Below are 19,116 nucleotides of genomic sequence, written 5' to 3' on the forward strand. Positions count from 1 at the left end.
CAGGTCGAACGGAACCAAACAGTGGCACGATACGAGAACCCCAGCTCAGGGCCGGGCAGCCGGGCCTTAATCATGGACTTGATTCGATCTGCTGGAAGCATCAGCCGAGCCGAACTCACCTCTCTGACTGGGCTCACCCAGCCTGCGATCTCGACCATCGTGAAGAAGTTGCTCAACGACGACCTAATCCGAGAGGTAGGGCACTCCGACTCAACTGGAGGCAAACGTCCCCGCCTTCTAGCAATGAACTCAGTCGCTCGTTTCGGTGTCGGCATGCAACTGGGACCCCAAGGTCTGCTTTGGACGGCGACTAATATGCGCGGCGGAATCCTCGGGCGAAAACGCACTCCCGAAACTCCACCTCATGACCCGAAGCTCATGGTCGCTCGTGTTGCCCACGAATATAAGGCTTTCCTCGCTGCCCTCCGTCTACCGGACAGCGCGAGTGCAGGACTGGCACTGGTCGGTCCAGGACCAATCGATCAAACTGATGGCTCGTTCAAGAGCACGCAAACACCGGAAACCTGGAGTCGCTTCGACATGGCTAAGCCATTGATTGCGGAACTTGAGATACCTGTTCGGGTTGAGAATGATGCGAATTCGGCGGCACTCGGCGAGTTCTGGTCGAGGCAAATCTCACGTGCGAGAACATTTGCGTGCATTTACATGAATCTTGGAATCGGCGCGGGCGTCGTAGTCGATGGAGCGCTTTACCGCGGCGCCAGTTCAAATGCCACCGAGCTCGGCCACATCTCGCTGGACCCCACTGGCGTGAGTTGTTTCTGTGGCAACCATGGTTGCGTCGAACGCTATGCAGCACCGGATGCGATACTAGGCCAAGCTCACCAGAATGAAGAGTTGAAGGAGCAACTTGCCGCTGCAGCTGGGACACTGGACACTATGGGCCAATTCGATTATTTGGCGCGCTTAGCAGTACGCGGAAACGACACCGCGGCGACACTCATAGACGTCTCCGCCACTCGCCTCACGCACGCGGCTCTCACGCTGACGAACCTCTTCGATTTGGACCACATCGTGCTCGCCGGACCGGGCTTTGCCGTCGCTGGCGCCACCTTTGTCTCCCGGTTACGCTCCCAACTCGTAGCCAGCGCTTTTGCTCGCCACTCCCACACCATCACGGTGGAGCTGTCCTCAAATCCGCGCGACTCCGCTGCGATAGGAGCCGCAGCCCTCATGCTACAAAGCTCAGTCTCACCACACCGCGGAACCAGCAAGCCGTGATGCACCGCCCACCCGATGTTCTTGTAACCGCCGGCCCACAGAGGATTAGCCTCCTGTTAGAGGCACTTGGCCCCTGGTTTCACTGAAGCCCCGGATACGCACGACAATCAATGGTTAGATGAGACGCGGATCCACCCTTTCGCATGAAAAGCTTTGGAGCGTCGTAGTCATTTGGTGAGTTGTCTGAAGACAGCCTCCGCCGCACCTACGAGCAGCATGTCGTTTCCAAGCGCAGCCCGTTCCAGGCGGACTTCCCCACCGAAATCGCCGATGGAATCGGCATCCACAGCTTCCGTCGGCCGATGCCCCGCGGCGGCGAAGAGCACCCCTAAGAATCTTCCGAGCACGATGACTTGAGGATTAAACTCGTTCCTCAGGTTGCTGAGCGCAACGGCCAACACGTCCGTCTGCCGCCGTAATTCACCTGCGGATAAAATGAGCGGCGTTGGAATGGTGGTTTCCATGGTCAGTGAAGCCAAACATGCTCCTGGGAACGGCCCCTATGCACATGGAGCACCTCCTCTAAGGAGAGGGACGGAACTTTTATTGACTCAAGGTTCATCGATTCGTTTCGGTCTAGACTGCTGACCAGATGCTCTCTTCGGTCAGGATCACGTCCTGTTGCGATGAGAGCACCCGCTCGGTGAACAGAGCTACCACCATGGAAGCACCGTCAGCCCGTTCGGAGTGATACTTTTCCGGTCATTGCCATGCGGGGCGGGCGTCACCCAATTCTTTTCGGATAGAACGTGACGCTGACTACGAAAACCACGAGGGCATAGAACATGAACGGCCGGAGAGAATCTGGAAATGTAGCGGCAGATTTTACCAAGCTTGATTTGTGCTAGGTTCCGGCTGCTCGCGATAGCCTACACGTTAGTTGCGCATTACTGGCACCTCTGCGTATCAAGGTTGGACGTATTGTCAGGAACGAAGCGGGCAGAACGACGTTATGACTAATGTCCTGACCCTGGCAGAGCGTCGCGTTCCGGGGATCACCTGGAAGAGGTGGCTTCTGTTTTTTCGGCGTGCCGAGGAGACCGTCGCCTTGACTTCGTTATCGACGACAAGTCGCTGCGTACCTGGATTCAAGAATGGGAAGGCACAAATTGGCCCCGTGAGGAAGTTTCCCTCCTCACGCCCGCTCGGTCGGATCTTGCGGTCGAACAGATTGACCGGCTTCTCGGGCGTCTTCCGCACCAGTATTGGAACGGTGTGGCGGGCTGCTGTTCTGCTCTGGCTGCTGGCATGACGGCTCCCGTGGGGTCACCGCCGACGTTCGCCGCGCGGATGGAAACGTCCATTTTTTTGCGATGACGAAGAAAGTCCGGATGGCTTTCCTAGTGGTGGACTGGGACGTGAGCCGGGTGTCCACGTCCTGCTGGGTGCAGGTGCAGCGGTGCGGTTATGGGCCTGCCAGAGCCAGTCGAGAAACGTGATGGTTTCGGCGCAGAGCGCTCCGGTTCCGCGAGAGGGGACAGGTGTCAAAGTCCGGCCAGTTCGCATCCAATGCGATTCACCGGGTTCTAGTTGACATAAGATAGGTTATCGGCACAGTAAAGCGCCTAGTCAGAAGGGGTTTTTGTCTATTCTTCCTCGGTGATAGGTTTAGCCCATTCGAGAGCCGCGACGAGGTGTCCCTCGTTGGGAAGTGCCTTCTTCTCTGCTGCCGGTAGCTTGTCGTAGGTGTAGGCGGCGACGGCCATCGGTGACGTTGATCGGCCCAGGCTGTAGCGGACGCTGCGGTCGTTCTTGGTCCCGCAGATCAGGATTCCGACCGTTTCGTTGTGGTGCTCGCGTCGAAGCATGTCATCGACAAGGGCAACATAGAAGTTGAGTTTCCCTGCGTATTCAGGCTTGAATCTGCCCGTCTTCAGTTCGATGACCACGTACCGGAGTTGTTCGATGTGGAAGAACAACAGGTCCACGTAGTAGTCGTCACCATCGACGTCGAAGTGCACCTGGCGGCCGACGAACGAAAAGCCTGGGCCCAGCTCCCGGAGGGTTTCGGTGATGCGGCTCGTCAGGGCGTTTTCCAGGTCGCGTTCGGCGACCTCACCGGACAGGCCGAGGAACTCGAAGTTGTAGGGGTCCTTAGCCATCTGCTGGGCAAGTTCGGAGCCCGGAGCTGCGAGCTGGCGAGTGAAATTCGATGGCGCCGTACCGGTGCGTTCCATCGAACGGTTCATCATCATGTTCAGCAGGACGTTCCGGGACCAACCGTATTTAACGGCCGCGGCTGCATACCAGTCCCGCTCCTCACTGGTGGCTGCCTTGTCCAGAATCATGCGAATGTGGCCCCACGGCAAATGTGCCACAAGCTGTGGCACATTTGCGGCCGCGCCCCAGGCCCGGACCATCGCAGTCATGTACTGCAGGTTCCGGTATGACAGACCCTTCATCTCGGGAAAGGAACCCGCGAGATCGGCGGCGAGCCGCCTGATGACTCCTGTCCCCCAGCCCTGACTCGTCTGGCGGGCGAGAATGTCCTTGCCCAGCGACCAGTAAAGCTCGATAACCAAGCTGTTGACGGTTCGCTGCGCCTGGATTCGCGCACCCGCGATCCGCGCCTTCAGTGCTTCCAGCAGGTCACCGTAATCCGCCGGAAGGTCGATTTCTGAAGACACCATGCCCCAACCCTATCTAGCAGCAGATGTGCCACAGCGTGTGGCACAGTTTAGCCGGTCGACGGAATGACGAATGATCCCTCATCGGGATGGAGTCGCCGCTAATTTGGCAGACGTGGGCGTGATGGAGGATCCGGTCCACGGTGGCACACCCAGGATCGCTACCAGATCCTCCTTGATCCCGATCAGGAACAGTCACTGCTCGTCTTTAAGGCGACGCTCGGTACCGAAAGTTACGACCGCCTGAAATTACTTGCCGTCATCGCCAATCAAAGTTAATAACCGCTTAGCGGCAATAAACGGATCGATTTGGCGTTGCTCCCCTGACGAGTTGTTCTACGCTACGGATTCTTTTGGGGGCTTCGAGGTCATCCTTCGGGTGGGCTCTGGGCGCGTGTGGATCATCTCCGGGGGTGATGAGGGCTCGAGGGCGGGATTGGTAATGTCGAAATATGACGATGCATCCAACAGTCGAGTCTTTTCAAGCTCAACAGCAGGGTAGAGCGCTGCTGACCGCACGCGGACGCTGGGTGCTTGGTTCTCGGAGTGGTTTTCGTTCGGCTGAGCGTGGCCACTTCCCGTCCGACCTTCCACGCCGTCTTGGCCAAAGTGGGCGCTGAGCTCGTGACTGTTGCAGCGGATTTCACTGTTATTGCTTCGCGCACACTCACCAGCGCTGACAGGGACGTGGTGGTAGACCTAGGCGCGCCGGTGAGGATGGACTCGGTACCGTACGACTGGTTCTGCCCTTACCGCATCACCGGATTACGGGGCGGCGCTGTTGAACAGTCGGCCTATGGAATTGACGCCGTTCAAGCGCTGATCCTCGCTCTCACTCATATAGGAGAACGGTTATCGCAAGCACCCGATCGAATTGCGTTTCAGGACCGGGCAGCCCTCGGTTTTCCTGTCATCGGAACAGGTCCTACAGAGAACACCTGGGTCATTCAGCTGCCTCTCTCGGTAGCCCCGGAATGATCTAGCTTTAAAAGTGAGTTGGTCTGGCTGGCTTATGTCGGGATTTTTGGGGAGTTGGGATCGGTCACTGCACCGCACAATCAGGACCAGCGTCTTATCGTGTGCACGGCCAACCGAGTCCACAGTGCTACTGCCGCTTCTGCAACCTTCGGACCCCGCCCGAAGGTTGCAAACGCAGACCGTCCTCGCCGGCCGTCCCAGTGATTGGGCGAGGCAGCAGACTTCGGCCAATCGCGCGGAACTTCAGGTAATCGTCGATTTCTGCCCGGCGCGATGACCAAAAGTATGGTGCATGGCGCGTCAATCTATTGCTTCGTGCGCTCGAAGCGGTAGCGACGTGGGTTGAGCCCGGTCTCGGCGAGGAAATGACGATTGAAGTTGGACAAGTTGGAAAAACCAACCTCAAAGCAGACCTCAGAGATGGGCGTTTGGGTTTGCTCCAGTAACCGGCATGCATGGGCTAGGCGAAGTTTTCGAACCATGTCGCTGAAATTTTGCCCTGTTGCCCTTCGAAAGTACTTCGAGAAGGTGGGCTCGGCCATCCCGACTAGCGAAGCAGCTTCCGACATTCGTACCGGGCCTGAATGATTCGCGAAAATATACTCAAGAGCGATGTCGACCACGGCCGCCGCTTCGCCATCGAGTTGCGGCTGAAACCATTCGCGTGCCAAGAGTACACGGTCAGTTTGGGGCGACCTTGAGAAGATTGCCAGCACGCGCAGCACGTGATGCAACTGCTCGATCCCTACACTTTTGCCTACAGCCTCGATCGCTTCAGCAGCTTTCGTAGCAGTTTCACCGGTGAAGAGGATGCCTCGGGCAGACTCTTCCAGTACGGGCTCGACCTCGACCAATTCAGGCATTAAGCCGGCACAATTACGCAGCCATTGACCGTCAAATTGTAGGACAGCGTCCCGATTCCGGATCACCTCTCCAGGCTTCAAGTCGCTCACCCAATCATGCGGCAGGCCTGACCCGATCAGGGTCACCTGACCAGCCTCAAAAGTCCCCAAATGATCACCGACGATGAACCGTCCGCTTCCTTCACGGATCAGGTGGACTTCATACTCGGGATGATAGTTCCATCGAGCGATGGCCGTCGGATAATCGTGTTGGTGCCAGCGGACCGATTGATCGGGGTTGTGAGGAATTACCTCGCGGTTCGCTCGTAACCCGGTCAAACGTTCAGCCAATCTCACAGCTGCGTCCTCATCCCGGTGCGAAATACGCATGGCTGTCCTTCCCTCTGAGCGATAACAATGATTGCTAACTTATGCCTTGCGGCGTGCGTGAACTCCTTTCGAAATCGACGAGGAGACTATAGAAATCCATCTCGGCCTAGAAAATAAGTATCGGTTGTCGGCAACAGTGACGCTAGTTGTGCGCGTCGTCACACTCGTACTGTTGGGACAGCACCAACCGTACTCGCTGCGAATAGATGCCCACATCAAACGTTCCGTCTGCGTAGTCCGATGTGTTTCACACCTAGTAAGAACGAAGGAGTCCTTATGCGAATTTCACGCGCACGAGCCGCCGTCCCGGCAGGACTGACGTGTTTGGCTTTGACACTCACCGCTTGTTCCGGCGCCGGTGGCGGGGGTGGAGCCGGCGGCGCTTCCGGGGAAGCTCAGAGCATCAGTGTTCTCATGGTGAATAACCCGCAGATGGAGGATCTGCAGCGCCTGACCGCTGATAATTTCACTGCGGAAACCGGTATCACGGTGAACTTCACCAGCTTGCCGGAGAACGATGTCCGAGCGAAGATCAGCCAGGAGTTCTCCGCTCAAGCCGGCCAGTATGACGTCGCATCTTTGTCCAACTACGAAATTCCCTTCTACTCGAAAAATGGTTGGCTTGCTCCCCTTGATGACTACGTCGCAGCGGATGAAGACTTCAATCAGGCCGACATTCTTCCCGCGTACACCGAGTCATTGACCGGCGAGGACGGCAAGCTCTATGGAGAACCTTTCTACGGTGAATCCTCCTTCCTTATGTACCGCATGGACGTGTTTGAAGAACTGGGCCTGACCATGCCTGAGGAACCCACATGGGATGAAGTGGCCGACCTCGCTGCGCAGGTAGACGAAGCTAAAGAAGACATGAAAGGCATTTGCCTGAGAGGTTTACCTGGCTGGGGGCAGGTGTTCGCGCCGTTGACGACCGTAGTCAATACATTCGGTGGAACTTGGTTCGACAGCGAATGGAATGCTCAGGTTGACTCCCCTGAATTCACTGAGGCGGTCCAGTTCTACACTGATTTGGTGAAGGAGCACGGCCAGGCTGGGGCAGCTCAATCGGGTTTCACTGAATGTTTGACCAACATGACACAGGGAAACACAGCCATGTGGTACGACGCGACTTCGGCGGCTGGCAGCCTTGAGGCGGACGGGTCACCTGTTGCAGGCAAAATCGGGTACGCCGCGGCGCCGGTGAAAGAGACCGATTCCTCCGGCTGGCTATGGACCTGGTCCTGGGGGATCCAGGCTGCTTCAGAAAAGCAGGACGCTGCTTGGGAGTTCATCTCTTGGGCAAGTTCCCAAGAGTACGAGGAGCTCGTCGCCGAGGAACTGGGCTGGGCGAAGGTGCCTTCAGGTAAGCGAATTTCCACCTACGAGAATGAGGAATATCAGGCTTCGGCTCCTCAGTTCGAAGCCGAACGTCGGGCGATCGAGAACGCGGACCCCCGTGATCCAGGGGTTCAGGAACGTCCCTACATTGGCATCCAGTTCGTGGGCATCCCGGAATTCGCCGATCTCGGTACAACCGTTTCACAAGATATCAGCGCCGTCATCGCTGGCCAGCAAACGGTTGAAGAAGCCCTTGCAAAAGGTCAAGAAGCCGCTCAGGCCGTCGGCGACCAGTACAAGTCCAACTAATACCTAACGCTTGTCCTGTTGCCTCGTCTCGATGGAGGCGGGGCAACCGGACGGCAGGAGAGTTCCATGCCCACCGCCACAGCAACAAAACCTCGCTCGGCGAGCCGATCCGCCGGTCCCCCGCAGGATTCGAGGGGGAGGCGCGGCCAGCGCAAGGACCGTTGGTCCCGCCGCGGCCCGCTCCTGCCAGCCCTGATCTTCCTGATCGTGGTGACGCAGCTACCGTTTCTGGCAACGCTGATCATTTCGTTCATGAACTGGAACAGCCTGCGGCCGGATGAGACCAGTTTCGCCGGCCTGGACAACTACGTGAGTGTCCTTTCGGACGCCGATCTGCGTCAGTCGATCCTCACCACGATCATCCTCACGGCTACAGTCGTTCTTGTCAGCCTGGTACTCGGTCTCGTCCTGGCGCTGCTGCTCGACAAGAAGTTCATCGGCCGGGGCGTCGTACGTACCTTGCTAATCGCTCCGTTCTTGGTGGTACCGGTGGCTGCCGCCCTGATTTGGAAGCATGCGCTACTGAACCCCTCGTATGGCCTAATTAACGGCACGCTCACCTGGGTGTGGTCTTTGTTCGGCAGCGATAATCCGCCCCAGCCGGAGATTCTTTCTCAGGCTCCTCTCCTCGCAGTCGAAGCGTCACTGATTTGGCAATGGACTCCCTTCATGATGCTCATACTCCTGGCGGGGCTACAGTCGCGACCCATGGACGTCATCGAAGCAGCGCAGATCGACGGCGCGTCGGGCTGGCAGATCTTTCGCCACCTCACGCTCCCGCACTTACGGCAGTACATCGAACTCGGCGGGCTGCTCGGCACCATCTACATCGTCCAGAACTTCGACGCCGTATTCACCCTCACAGCGGGCGGTCTCGGCACAGCGAACCTGCCCTATTCGATCTACCAGACTTTCTACTTCGCCAATGAATACGGGCTCGCTTCTGCCACCGGAGTCATCGCGGTGATCGGCACTATCATCGTTGCGATCTTCGCGCTTCGTACCGTCTTTACACTGTTTCAAAAGGAGGAGTCCCGGTGACCACGCTGAGCCCTACCCGGAAGAAGGCTGCCGGACCTAAATTCCTCGTCCGGAAGCGGAAGTCGCGACTGGACGCAACGCGGAACAGCACTGTTGCCGGTCTCATCGCGTGGACAGCTGCGTTGATCTTCGCGATCCCTGTCCTTTGGATGTTGTTGACATCATTTCATTCCGAGGTCGATGCAGCGACGAACCCTCCCTCCCTCTTCGCTGACCTCACACTTGAGTCATACCAAGACTTCTTTTCCGGAGCCTCCGGTTTGAGTCCATGGCCGCCGTTGATCAATTCAGCCACAGCTTCAATCACATCGACTGTCCTCGTCCTGGTGCTCGCCATTCCAGCCGCCTACGCCCTGTCCATCCGGCCCATCCGGAAATGGACCGATGTCATGTTCTTCTTTCTTTCAACGAAAATGCTGCCCGTCGTCGCGGCCATCCTTCCCTTATTTCTCTTCGCCCGGAACTTCGGCGTCCTCGATAACATCTGGTTCCTTGTTCTCCTTTACACCTCGATGAACCTTCCCATCGCGGTGTGGATGATGCGCTCCTTCCTTGCCGAAGTGCCCGTTGAAATGCTTGAGGCAGCACAGATCGACGGTGCCGGTCTGCTTCTTACTCTGCGCAAGGTTGTGGCACCAGTTGCGATGCCGGGCATCGCCGCCACGGCTCTCATCTGCTTCATCTTCAGCTGGAACGAGCTACTGCTTGCCCGGGTCCTTACGGGAGTCGTCGCTGGCACCGCGCCGGTATTTCTCACGAGTTTCGTCTCAAGCCAAGGACTGTTCCTCGCCAAGGTTTGCACCGCTGCCGTAGTCATCTCCCTTCCCGTCCTCCTCGCCGGCTTCGCCGCCCAGGACAAGCTCGTTCAGGGCCTGTCACTCGGCGCCGTGAAGTAGACAGACCATCGAAAGGCCTCTCATCATGACTGCAACAGCAGAACGCACCGCCATCCAGGTCCCCACGACCATGCGCGCCTCGTTGCTCCGCAAGCAGGGTGACGTCGGCCTCGAGACGCTGCCCGTACCCGCGCTGGGCGATGACCAGGTCCTCGTACAAGTCGTCGCCGTCGGAGTCTGCGGCAGCGACGTCCACTACTACGAGCACGGGCGGATCGGCCCCTACGTCGTCGACCACCCGCTGATCCTCGGACACGAACTGTCCGGGCGGATCGTCGCCGTGGGAGCGCGCGTCGACGCCTCGCGCATCGGTGAGCGTGTCGCCGTCGAACCCCAGCGACCCTGCCGAGTGTGCGACCAGTGCCGCCACGGCCGCTACAACCTGTGCTCCGATATCGAGTTTTACGCCACACCCCCGGTCGACGGTGCCTTCACCGAGTATGTCACCATTCAAGCCGATTTCGCCTACCCAGTACCCGACAGCGTGAGCGATGAAGCAGCCGCCCTCATCGAACCGCTCTCCGTCGGGATCTGGGCATGCCAGAAGGCTGAAGTCGGTCCAGGCAGCCGCGTCCTCGTCGCCGGGGCGGGCCCAATCGGCATCATCGCCGCGCAGACCGCCCGAGCCTTCGGGGCCGCCGAAGTTCACATCAGCGATATCTCCCCCGACCGGCTCGCCTTCGCACTGCAACACGGTGCAACACATGCTCTAGACGCAAGGACCGGGACCATGGCGGGACTGGAGGTTGACGCTTTCATCGACGCATCCGGCGCAGCTCAGGCGGTGCGCGATGGCATCCTGGCGGTGAAGCCCGCCGGCCGTGTGATTCTCGTGGGCCTGGGCGCCGACGACGTAGCTCTGCCCGTCTCGTACCTGCAGAACCGTGAGATCTGGCTGACCGGGATTTTCCGCTACGCCAACACCTGGCCCCTCGGTATCGAGTTGGTCGCCAGCGGGGCCGTCAACCTCGACGTCCTCGTCACCGGACGCTACGGTTTGGCCGACGCTGAGGATGCGCTGATCGCGGGTCGGCAGCCCGGCCAGCTGAAAGCCATCGTCTACCCGGGCCGATGATCACGGACAATCTTCCTAACCCGCAAGACCAGGCCCAAAAGAGCCCCACCGGCTATTCGACACAGCACTACAACACCACTGGGGTCGCGGTAATAGGTGAGTCGTTGGTGGATATCGTTCACCATGGAACTGGGACGACGGAAAGGCCCGGAGGCAGCCCACTTAACGTGGCAGTCGGCTCCGCACGCCTAGGCATACCGACGACGTTGATCACTTCCTTTGCCGCTGACGCCCATGGGACGATCATCAGCACGCACCTTACCGACAACGGGGTCGGAGTCATTGAAGGCGGTACCTCCCCCACCAGCACGGCTACAGCTCGCATAGACGCCTCCGGCGCAGCACGGTATGAGTTCAGCCTTGAGTGGGACATCAGTGCTGGCATGGACAGCGCTGCGAGACTCCGCGCTCAGCACTGGCACGCCGGATCCATCGCCGCCTTTATCTCTCCAGGGCGTGACGACGTCCGCAGCTTGATCACGGCCGCTCGACACGTCAGCACAATCAGTTTCGACCCAAACTGCCGACCGACAATCACCCCCGACAGGATCTCAGCAGGACAAACTGTCGAAGAACTTGTGGCGTTGAGCGACATCGTGAAGGCCAGCGACGAGGATATAGCGTGGCTTTACCCACACCTCGACATGGAGGAAGTGGTCGCTTTATGGCTTCATATGGGTGCATCCCTCATAGTCATCACGCGCGGCGCAAGCGGAAGCATCGCAGCAACCAAGACCACAGGGGCCGCATCACCGGCTCAGCCGACCCAAGTCGTCGACACCGTGGGTGCCGGGGAATCCTTCATGGCCGCTCTCCTCGCAGGCCTGCAACGCGCTGGCGCCCTCGGGCAAAGCAACCGAGGACGTATCACAGCGCTCGACACAGATGAACTGGAGACCTTGCTGTCCTACGCCTCGACAGCAGCAGCGATTACCTGCTCACGGCAGGGAGCGAACCCACCGACGATCAGCGAACTTCAAAAGATGCGGAATGCAGCGTCCCGGTCACTGAGTCAGGACGCAAGTGCTTCGATCCCACGAAGCAACACACCATGATCACCCAGCCAGCGAAAGATCCACCGCAGAATACAACGCTCCTGCTGAGTGAAACAACGGAGCTACAGGAACTCATCAATCGTCTACCTCGACCGGCGAAGGGACGCCGAACCTTACTCGGCCTGGTTGGCGAGCCAGGCGCCGGAAAATCAACTGTCGCGGCGGCGATTGCAACCCTAAACCCCGCCGCGTACTCGCTCGTGCCTATGGACGGGTTCCACCTGGCAAACCAGGTACTCCGTACCCTCGGGTTTCTCGATCGCAAGGGCGCGCCGGAGACTTTCGACGCTCACGGATACGCAGCCCTGCTCGCACGGCTCCGGGTTCACCCCGACGAAACCGTCTATGCCCCCTCCTTCCAACGCGACCTCGAGCAACCGCTCGCGAACGCGCTGCCGATCGCGCCGTCGTCATCACTGCTCATCACGGAGGGCAACTACCTATTGCTGGACGGGCCGGGATGGCGGCACGCACGGCATCAACTCGACGAGATCTGGTACGTACGCGTCGACCCTGAGATTCGCCGGGAGCGGCTCATCGCACGCCACACCCTGTTCGGTAAGACACCGGCGGCCGCCAAGGAATGGGTACGACGCATCGACGACCCCAACGCCGCTCTCGTGGCGGCCACCAGAGACCGAGCCGACCGCATCCTCGACACCTCCGACTGGGACACCTCCGGCTGGAAGGCCACCTGATTCCCTCCCCCAGCCGTATCAAACCTACTCCGCGAAGGCGCCCCATGATCACCCTCTCAGCATCAACTCTCACCTCCCTCCCCTCCAACCTCCCGGGTCCCATCTACGACCGCTCCGCCATGACACCGGGAATCGTCCACTTCGGGGTAGGCGGCTTCCACCGCGCACACCAGGCAATGTACTTAGACCGGCTCATGACACGCGGACATGCGCATGACTGGTCGATCCTCGGGGTCGGCGTACTGCCCAGCGACGGCGCCATGAAAAACGTCATGGACGCTCAGGACGGTCTCTACACCCTCGTCGAGAAAGCGCCCGATGGCTCGCACAACGCCCGCGTCATCGGATCAATCACCGGCTACCTCTTGGCGCCCGACGACCCCGAAGCCGTCATCGAGGCGATCGCCGCGCCGGGAATCCGGATCGTTTCGATGACCATCACTGAGGGCGGCTACTGCATCGATCCCGCTACCGGTGAGGTTGATATCGACAACCCCGCCTTACGCACGGACCTCGAGGCGGATGCGGTGCCTGCATCGGTCTTCGGCCTCGTCACTGAAGCTCTCGCACGACGTCGCCAACGCGGACTACCAGGGCTTACCGTCATGTCCTGCGACAACATTCTAAGCAACGGCGATACCGCTCGTGCTGTCTTCACCGCTTTTGCCGAGCGCCGCGATGCCGCACTGGCCGCCTGGATCATTTCGAACGTGTCCTTCCCCAACTCCATGGTGGACAGAATCACCCCGGCAACCACGGAAGCTGACCGCGTGCAGCTTGCCTCGGAATTCGGGGTAAATGATGCCTGGCCGGTGGTGTGCGAGGACTTCGAGCAATGGGTCGTCGAGGACGCCTTCGTGCAGGGCCGTCCCCCATGGGAGGACGCGGGCGTACAACTCGTGCACGACGTCGAACCCTACGAGCTCATGAAATTGCGCCTGCTCAACATCAGCCATCAGGCCCTGTGCTACCCCGGTTACCTCGCGGGCTACCGGTTGGTGCACGAAGTCTGCCAGAACCCCGTTTTCGCGAGGTATCTGCTCGGTTACATGGAACACGAAGCAACGCCCACACTGCAGCCCGTGCCAGGAGTCGATCTCGAACAGTACCGGAACAAGCTGCTCTCACGCTTTTCGAACGCGGCGGTGCGCGACACTCTGGCCCGGCTCTGCGCCGAAACCTCCGACCGGATTCCGAAATGGCTGGTCCCCGTCATTCACGAAAACCTCGCCGCAGGCAGGAGCGTCCGCTACGGAGCGGCGATCATTGCCACCTGGGCGCGCTATGCGGAGGGCACCGATGAGGACGGCAATCTTATTGACGTCGTCGACCGCCTGCGGGACCGTGTCATGCACGCTGCTGCGCAAACCCGATCCGACCCTCTCGCCTTCCTTCACCAGCGGGACCTCTTCCGCGATCTCGCCGAGCACCCTGTGTTCGTGAACGCCTACCTGGAGGCACTCGGGACATTGCACGGCCCCGGGACCGCCGTGCTTGTCGCTGAACTCGCCAGCTGAGGGAGGTGCGTTGCCCTGCAGGAGTCCGGACGCTCACTAGTAGCCGTTGATCTTCGTAGTACCTATGAGAACCAAAACCTTCATAGGTGCCGCAGCTTTCGTAGCAGCGGGGCTGACTGCTATGGCCGCAACCCCACCGGCTCCCGGCCCAACTGAGCAGCTACCCATCGTTTCTGAAGCTACTGGCGGGGACCTGAGCGTCGGCGCGGAGATCGGTCATGCCGGACACCGGGCGGAGCTTCATCCGGACGGAAACCCTGACGATCACAACCCAGCGAACAGAAAGGTGCCCCGTCCTGCCGTTGACCATCACCGATGACCAAGGACGCGCGGCAATCTCACTGGGTCAGGTACCAACAAACATTAGCTGCGGTACAGCGCAGGAATCATTCTTCACTATCACCGAGCTCCCGCCGGACTCCCAAGAAGACCTGCCGCTCTTCTACGTTGATGGCCAAGCCCACGAGGTAGAGACGCAGAACAGCCCTGTACAAAGGTAAGTGAAAGGCCGTCTTGGCGTCAGGAAGTGCTATCATCCATCGCGCCTTCGAGCCGTCCCGGCCACCGCTACACGCTCCAGAAGCAGGAACGCGGATTCTTCCAATAGCATGTGCCCATGACCAGTGCTTCTGACCGGCTAGCCAGCCATCTTTCATCCTCGGTGGAACAGTTGAGGGAGCGCAGGAAACAGGGTGACCATCTCGACGTACCTCGCGAGGTAGCGCATGACGGTGTCTTCCCGACGAAGGAGGCAGCTCTAGAAGCGGGCAAAGAATTGATGGCCGAGGGATATCGCACCGTAGTATCGGCCGTCAACGACCAATTCTTACTGGAAGCAGACAAGACGACGGCCCTTGATCCTGACACTGTGGAGCTATTCACCAAGACTGTCTTCGCCGCAGTTGATCGAAACGGTGGTGAGTACGACGGTTGGGGCGCTGACTTGGTGGACAGTCTTCCTCGCCCGCTCACAGCTGGATTCCTCTTCGGATATAAACGGCTATTCGAACACGGGTGACGTTCGGACTTTGCGTCCGTGGTAACCAGCCGCGCCTAAGCAAGATTCCTTAGATCCTCCATCGAACATCGCGCAGGCTATAGATGGGAGACTGCGGGAGTGATTCGTTCTCTGAACTTACCCGTCAGCCTCAGCGCCAAGGCACAGGAGTTCATCCTGCGCCGAGCCACCGAACACGACCTGGGGGCGCTGATGCTTCTTCTCGCGGACGACCCAATTAGCGCGACGAGGGGTGATAAAGCCAATGAAGCTGACGCCGCCTCCTACCTCTCTGCACTGACCGCGATCATCACAGACCCCTCCAACGAGCTACTCGTGGTGGTGAGCGAGACAGACGAGCCTCTGGCAACGATGCAGCTCACACGAATACCCGGAATGGCCCGACGCGGATCGACTCGGCTTCTGATCGAAGCCGTCCGCGTCCGCAGCGATCACCGGTCAAGTGGTATTGGATCAACCATGATGCGCTGGGTGACTGGAACTGCAGCACCCGCTGTGGAGGCGTCCCTCGTACAGCTCACCTCTGACGAGGCACGCCAGGACGCCCACCGTTTCTATGAGCAATTGGGCTTCGTCGCATCGCATCGAGGGTTCAAGTACAAAGTTGGATGAAGCCGTTCATCATCGGACAATATATTCCAGTCGCCATCCCTCACCGCACACGTCGGCGGGGCAGGGGTGGGGTAGATGCCGGCTCGGCCGGCGTTCACAGGGTCTTGGCTATTTGATTCATGAAGCGCTTACTCGATTTTCTGGACTCGCGCAGGATGGAGAAGAGCTCTACACCGTCCTGTAGCGGCTCGAACGGTAGAAACGCCTCCCATAGAGGGTAGGTTTCAAGGCCGAAAGCTTCACTATAAAGTTCATCGTCGGCGGTGGCCCACTCCAACGCTTCGTCCATGTCACCCGTGTCGAAAGCTGCGAATCGCTCAACCCAAATGTGCTCTGTTTTTCTAGACGCCAACCGAAGGTTTTTCGAACAGTGCAAGCTGCGCACCACCGTCCAATTCTGTTTCTCCACGGCATGCATGGGGTCAGAGCCGGGGGTATCTGGACTTCCTGACGAACCTCTCTTGGGTTTACGCGCATGACAGACCGCCGACTCGAAGCGGCGACACACGAATTTCTCCGCGCTCTCGTTCGAGCGGTAGGTGAAGTGAACAAGTTCGGTCCCTCTCGCTGAGACCAGTCCGGTGGATGGCCAGGCCAAATCGAAGACGCCGAGGTCTCGCTGGCCTTTCAAGCGCGACTCCTTGGCTTCTATTCGCGCGAGCTTGAGTGCTTTTGCTGCAGTAGGTGCGTCAATGAGGACCAACCGCTCTTCATAAAGGGACGGTTTACTTCTTCCGGCCCTGAATCTGTTGAGGCTGCGAGCGAAAAACCAGCGATGCTTCGGAATTGGCAAGACAGAAGCTTGCACCACCTGGGGTGACATTGACGAGGGCGCTCCGGAATCCGAAACCATAGCCAAAGGGTATAGCGAGACGAGACGACCCATGACAGCTGAACCGGCACAGCACACTCTTCTGCCTTTTCATAGAGGGAGCTACGGATGGCGGGGCCCTCCTGGCTTGCGGTTCGGCTGCAACTGCTGCATGCCTTTAGAAACGAGTGATCGCTTCGTTCAACATGGGATGGCCTTGTGCTTCGAAGTCGGTATCGCCGATTTGAAAAGCCCATACCGCGGTGCCGACAGCTTCTCGCAGCAATTCCATCGCCCAGATCTCGCCTCGACGCGGGCCGCTCCCATACCCATACGCCCTCAGCCTTGAAGCCATAAGCGCAGGACTAGTGTTGCTGGCAATCGCTGTGGCCACCGGAAACTCACTCAACATCAGCGGACGGCGACCTCCCGGACATCCGGTGCGCCGTCGGTGTTCCAGGTGAACAGCGTTAAGTGCCATAGGCCCGGCCGTTTGCGTGAAGGGTCTATCAGCCCGTTGGCGCCCAGACTCTGCAGAGTCTCTCGAACCATCCACGACGCAGGTGTGTCACCCGCGGCAACAGCTCCCTGCCAATCCGCCGCTGAGTCCGCGGGACTAACCCCCATGGAATTCAAGGCTTCGTGATCACGAAGGTCGACAATCCGACTGGCCTCTACCTCGAATCGCAGCACCTCAAGATCAGGGGTCCGGTCGTCAGTGTGGGCGATCATTGCAGCGGCGACACCTTCAGGTGAGGAGCTGAGGTACAGCGTTGGCACGTCCGGCGGTGAATACCGGCCGGCAGATCGAGATCCCGCCAGAGCCAGGCCACGGTAAGCGGGGTCCACAGCACGATAGAACGAACCCTTCACCGTGCGCATCACGGCGCTTTCCCAAATGACAACTGGTTCAACTCGCTGCATGACAACAATCTTCCTGCGATCGATTCAGATTGCCAGTTTTGCGCGTCTCGTTGACGCTGGCGTTCCGGACAGCTTGTGACGTTCCGGTGCTGTGTGGCGGCCACCGCCGAGGCATCACTCGGCGCGACGCCAGTCGGCAACCTCGGGATGGGCGGAGAATCCGGCCGCCAGATAGGTGGACACGGCGCCAGCGTTGGAGCTCTCTGCACAGACTGTGGCGCTTGATGAGCCCATCTCGCGAAGCGCTGCCGCGGCTGCACGCGTCATCATTGTGCCGTACCCGCGACCGCGGTGCTCTTGATGCACACCCATTGGCTCGATGAGACCGGGACGCCCCGCGCCAGCAGACCATACCGCGGCGACGGCAACTGCATCGCTGTCGTCGTAAAGCGACAGGATGCGCGCTGAGTTAAGAAATGGTCCCGCCGCGGCCACCCGCCATCCATTCACGAAACCGCGAGCCCGCTCGTCCGGCATAGGCGTTCCGCGGAACGCCGACCAGTGAACAGCCACCCATTCATCGGTGCGATTTGGTTCGATGGTCTCAATCCGGAGACCCGCAACCTCGACAGGCGCACTCAGATCATACTGAAGCGGCGTCCACGGCTCGTCGGGCAACCACCCCTCCTTCGCGAGCTGCTCCGAAAGCGCGGACGCGCCGCGCGCCTCGATGGTCGCGCTTCCTGCCTCGAGGACACCCGTCGCCGGATCACCGACATCTGCGACGATGCGACGGGCGAGAGACTCGTCCTGGTGCCGCGCCGGATCCATTGCAAAGCGCAACAACTGGGGACCGTCAACCAGTGCGATCGACAGAACAGTGTCACCACACGACCACACCCGCGTCGCAGCGGCAGTGGCAGCAGCTCCACGGAGCGAGTACCAGCCTAAATCGCCCGGATGCAGATGTAGCGGACCCTCGTCGCACTGCCACTGGTTCAGCACACGAAGTATCTGATCGAGCTCGTTGACGTCCGGCGTTCTCACGTTGACATCCATGAGTCCTAGCCTGCCATTCCACGGAGCCAAATCGCACCATCACGCGACCCCTCACCGTGCTCTCTCGGGCAAGGGATGCACAGCGGCGACGTAGTTGCGGTATCGGCCCTCAAGGCGAGGCGACGTTCTCGTCTCCCGAGATCATTGCGGCGCGACCGTCGTTCGAGACCTACTGGAGAAGCCCAGCATGCTCGGTGCAGTCCCGCGCTATGCGCAGCTTTCCTCAGCAGTAAGCACAATTCTGTTAGTAATGTCAGCAGTGAAGTCGCGACTGCCGTCCTCATACGTCATCCGAATACCCTCGGCTTCTCCATCGGTGGCCGGGTCAAAAAGGCTCAGAGCAACTATGACGTTTGCGGATTCTCCTGGTCTCAGCGTGAAGTTCTCGAGAATCTCTCGCCGTTCCCAAGCTTCAGTCTCGGCTGGGCTAGCGGGAATGGTGCTGGCAGTTCCAAGTACTGCACCGGAATCCCAGTCGGCCGTTTCCTCGATGAGCATGATGTAGCTTTCCTCATGCTGAAGACCTCGTGACGTGATCAGGTTTGCGCCGGAAAGGATCAAATCTGTATCCCCGTCATTAGTGACTACTTCGCCAAACGCAGCGAACCCTTCATCGGGGGTAGGCGTACATGTTTCTGATTCGCCTCCCACTGTAAGTGGCCCACCGGTACCCGACGCTGAACAAGCCGTGATGAGAGCGGTTAGTGCAAATGCCGCGAGGAAAAGCCCGGTTCGGTTGCTCACCGT

18 protein-coding genes and 1 pseudogene are annotated in these 19,116 nt (G+C 59.4%); 12 read left to right on the forward strand and 7 right to left on the reverse strand.

All coding sequences use genetic code 11. The annotated features are described in order from the left end of the window. Positions 1-72: 72 nt before the first annotated feature. Positions 73-180 (forward strand): annotated as a pseudogene (locus JOD47_RS17900) (winged helix-turn-helix transcriptional regulator); the annotation flags it as partial. Positions 181-243: 63 nt separating this feature from the next. Next, positions 244-1,242 carry an ROK family protein gene (locus tag JOD47_RS10260; protein ID WP_204534048.1) on the forward strand — a complete coding sequence of 333 codons (999 nt, stop codon included), beginning with the start codon at positions 244-246 and terminating at the stop codon, positions 1,240-1,242. A gap of 167 nt (positions 1,243-1,409) precedes the next feature. Here the strand turns inward: JOD47_RS10260 and JOD47_RS10265 are convergent, their stop codons facing one another. Then, positions 1,410-1,721, reverse strand: coding sequence for an ROK family protein (locus JOD47_RS10265; RefSeq protein ID WP_204534049.1), 312 nt, complete (start codon positions 1,719-1,721; stop codon positions 1,410-1,412). A 1,107-nt stretch (positions 1,722-2,828) separates the two neighbouring features. Continuing rightward, a complete protein-coding gene (locus JOD47_RS10270; RefSeq protein WP_204534050.1) occupies positions 2,829-3,872 on the reverse strand; it encodes a PDDEXK nuclease domain-containing protein in 1,044 nt (347 codons plus the stop codon). A gap of 564 nt (positions 3,873-4,436) precedes the next feature. On the opposite strand from JOD47_RS10270, the gene JOD47_RS10275 reads away from it, so the two are divergent. After that, entirely contained in the window at positions 4,437-4,847 is a 411-nt protein-coding gene (locus tag JOD47_RS10275) for a DUF6968 family protein (protein WP_204534051.1), read from the forward strand. 305 nt (positions 4,848-5,152) lie between these two features. Here the strand turns inward: JOD47_RS10275 and JOD47_RS10280 are convergent, their stop codons facing one another. Next, positions 5,153-6,079, reverse strand: coding sequence for a helix-turn-helix domain-containing protein (locus JOD47_RS10280; RefSeq protein ID WP_204534053.1), 927 nt, complete (start codon positions 6,077-6,079; stop codon positions 5,153-5,155). Positions 6,080-6,355: 276 nt separating this feature from the next. Here JOD47_RS10280 and JOD47_RS10285 point away from each other — a divergent pair, with 276 nt between their 5' ends. From JOD47_RS10285 to JOD47_RS10325, 9 genes are all read left to right on the forward strand, one after another. After that, entirely contained in the window at positions 6,356-7,723 is a 1,368-nt protein-coding gene (locus JOD47_RS10285) for an ABC transporter substrate-binding protein (protein ID WP_204534055.1), read from the forward strand. Positions 7,724-7,789: 66 nt separating this feature from the next. Then, positions 7,790-8,764 (forward strand): carbohydrate ABC transporter permease, encoded by a 975-nt coding sequence (locus JOD47_RS10290; protein WP_204534057.1) that lies wholly within the window; start codon positions 7,790-7,792, stop codon positions 8,762-8,764. Then, complete coding sequence (locus tag JOD47_RS10295; protein WP_204534059.1) at positions 8,761-9,660, forward strand: carbohydrate ABC transporter permease; 900 nt, start codon at positions 8,761-8,763, stop codon at positions 9,658-9,660. The genes JOD47_RS10290 and JOD47_RS10295 overlap by 4 nt, the downstream gene beginning before the upstream one ends. Positions 9,661-9,685: 25 nt before the next feature. After that, the gene (locus JOD47_RS10300; RefSeq protein ID WP_239548066.1) at positions 9,686-10,735 is read left to right on the forward strand and encodes an NAD(P)-dependent alcohol dehydrogenase; all 1,050 of its coding nucleotides are present in this window, start codon (positions 9,686-9,688) and stop codon (positions 10,733-10,735) included. Continuing rightward, the gene (locus JOD47_RS10305; RefSeq protein ID WP_204534061.1) at positions 10,732-11,790 is read left to right on the forward strand and encodes a carbohydrate kinase family protein; all 1,059 of its coding nucleotides are present in this window, start codon (positions 10,732-10,734) and stop codon (positions 11,788-11,790) included. Before JOD47_RS10300 ends, JOD47_RS10305 begins: the two co-directional genes overlap by 4 nt. Next, on the forward strand, positions 11,787-12,488 hold the full coding sequence (locus JOD47_RS10310) for a nucleoside/nucleotide kinase family protein (RefSeq protein WP_204534063.1): 702 nt from the start codon (positions 11,787-11,789) through the stop codon (positions 12,486-12,488). Before JOD47_RS10305 ends, JOD47_RS10310 begins: the two co-directional genes overlap by 4 nt. A gap of 44 nt (positions 12,489-12,532) precedes the next feature. Next, positions 12,533-14,005: a mannitol dehydrogenase family protein gene (locus tag JOD47_RS10315; protein WP_204534065.1), complete on the forward strand. Its 1,473-nt coding sequence runs from the start codon at positions 12,533-12,535 to the stop codon at positions 14,003-14,005. A gap of 616 nt (positions 14,006-14,621) precedes the next feature. Then, positions 14,622-15,023, forward strand: a complete 402-nt coding sequence (locus JOD47_RS10320) for a ribonuclease E inhibitor RraB (protein ID WP_204534067.1) — start codon at positions 14,622-14,624, stop codon at positions 15,021-15,023. A gap of 99 nt (positions 15,024-15,122) precedes the next feature. Then, the gene (locus JOD47_RS10325) at positions 15,123-15,635 is read left to right on the forward strand and encodes a GNAT family N-acetyltransferase (RefSeq protein WP_204534069.1); all 513 of its coding nucleotides are present in this window, start codon (positions 15,123-15,125) and stop codon (positions 15,633-15,635) included. Between the two features lie 94 nt (positions 15,636-15,729). Here the strand turns inward: JOD47_RS10325 and JOD47_RS10330 are convergent, their stop codons facing one another. From JOD47_RS10330 to JOD47_RS10345, 4 genes are all read right to left on the reverse strand, one after another. Next, positions 15,730-16,488: a hypothetical protein gene (locus tag JOD47_RS10330; protein ID WP_204534071.1), complete on the reverse strand. Its 759-nt coding sequence runs from the start codon at positions 16,486-16,488 to the stop codon at positions 15,730-15,732. 369 nt (positions 16,489-16,857) lie between these two features. After that, entirely contained in the window at positions 16,858-17,370 is a 513-nt protein-coding gene (locus JOD47_RS10335) for an RES family NAD+ phosphorylase (RefSeq protein WP_239548068.1), read from the reverse strand. Positions 17,371-17,484: 114 nt separating this feature from the next. After that, positions 17,485-18,369, reverse strand: a complete 885-nt coding sequence (locus JOD47_RS10340; RefSeq protein WP_204534073.1) for a GNAT family N-acetyltransferase — start codon at positions 18,367-18,369, stop codon at positions 17,485-17,487. 207 nt (positions 18,370-18,576) lie between these two features. Beyond that, entirely contained in the window at positions 18,577-19,113 is a 537-nt protein-coding gene (locus JOD47_RS10345) for a hypothetical protein (RefSeq protein WP_204534075.1), read from the reverse strand. Positions 19,114-19,116: the final 3 nt, after the last annotated feature.

This window comes from Arthrobacter tumbae (assembly GCF_016907495.1).
Classification (GTDB): Bacteria; Actinomycetota; Actinomycetes; order Actinomycetales; family Micrococcaceae; genus Arthrobacter_D; species Arthrobacter_D tumbae.

Excerpts from the sequence above, each read along its gene's own strand:
- JOD47_RS10260 (WP_204534048.1), top strand. The coding sequence starts at position 244 with ATGAACTCAGTCGCTCGTTTCGGTGTCGGCATGCAACTGGGACCCCAA.
- JOD47_RS10270 (WP_204534050.1), bottom strand. The coding sequence starts at position 3,872 with ATGGTGTCTTCAGAAATCGACCTTCCGGCGGATTACGGTGACCTGCTG.
- JOD47_RS10280 (WP_204534053.1), bottom strand. The coding sequence starts at position 6,079 with ATGCGTATTTCGCACCGGGATGAGGACGCAGCTGTGAGATTGGCTGAA.
- JOD47_RS10285 (WP_204534055.1), top strand. The coding sequence starts at position 6,356 with ATGCGAATTTCACGCGCACGAGCCGCCGTCCCGGCAGGACTGACGTGT.
- JOD47_RS10290 (WP_204534057.1), top strand. The coding sequence starts at position 7,790 with ATGCCCACCGCCACAGCAACAAAACCTCGCTCGGCGAGCCGATCCGCC.
- JOD47_RS10300 (WP_239548066.1), top strand. The coding sequence starts at position 9,686 with ATGACTGCAACAGCAGAACGCACCGCCATCCAGGTCCCCACGACCATG.
- JOD47_RS10305 (WP_204534061.1), top strand. The coding sequence starts at position 10,732 with ATGATCACGGACAATCTTCCTAACCCGCAAGACCAGGCCCAAAAGAGC.
- JOD47_RS10310 (WP_204534063.1), top strand. The coding sequence starts at position 11,787 with ATGATCACCCAGCCAGCGAAAGATCCACCGCAGAATACAACGCTCCTG.
- JOD47_RS10315 (WP_204534065.1), top strand. The coding sequence starts at position 12,533 with ATGATCACCCTCTCAGCATCAACTCTCACCTCCCTCCCCTCCAACCTC.
- JOD47_RS10320 (WP_204534067.1), top strand. The coding sequence starts at position 14,622 with ATGACCAGTGCTTCTGACCGGCTAGCCAGCCATCTTTCATCCTCGGTG.
- JOD47_RS10330 (WP_204534071.1), bottom strand. The coding sequence starts at position 16,488 with ATGGTTTCGGATTCCGGAGCGCCCTCGTCAATGTCACCCCAGGTGGTG.
- JOD47_RS10335 (WP_239548068.1), bottom strand. The coding sequence starts at position 17,370 with ATGCAGCGAGTTGAACCAGTTGTCATTTGGGAAAGCGCCGTGATGCGC.
- JOD47_RS10340 (WP_204534073.1), bottom strand. The coding sequence starts at position 18,369 with ATGGATGTCAACGTGAGAACGCCGGACGTCAACGAGCTCGATCAGATA.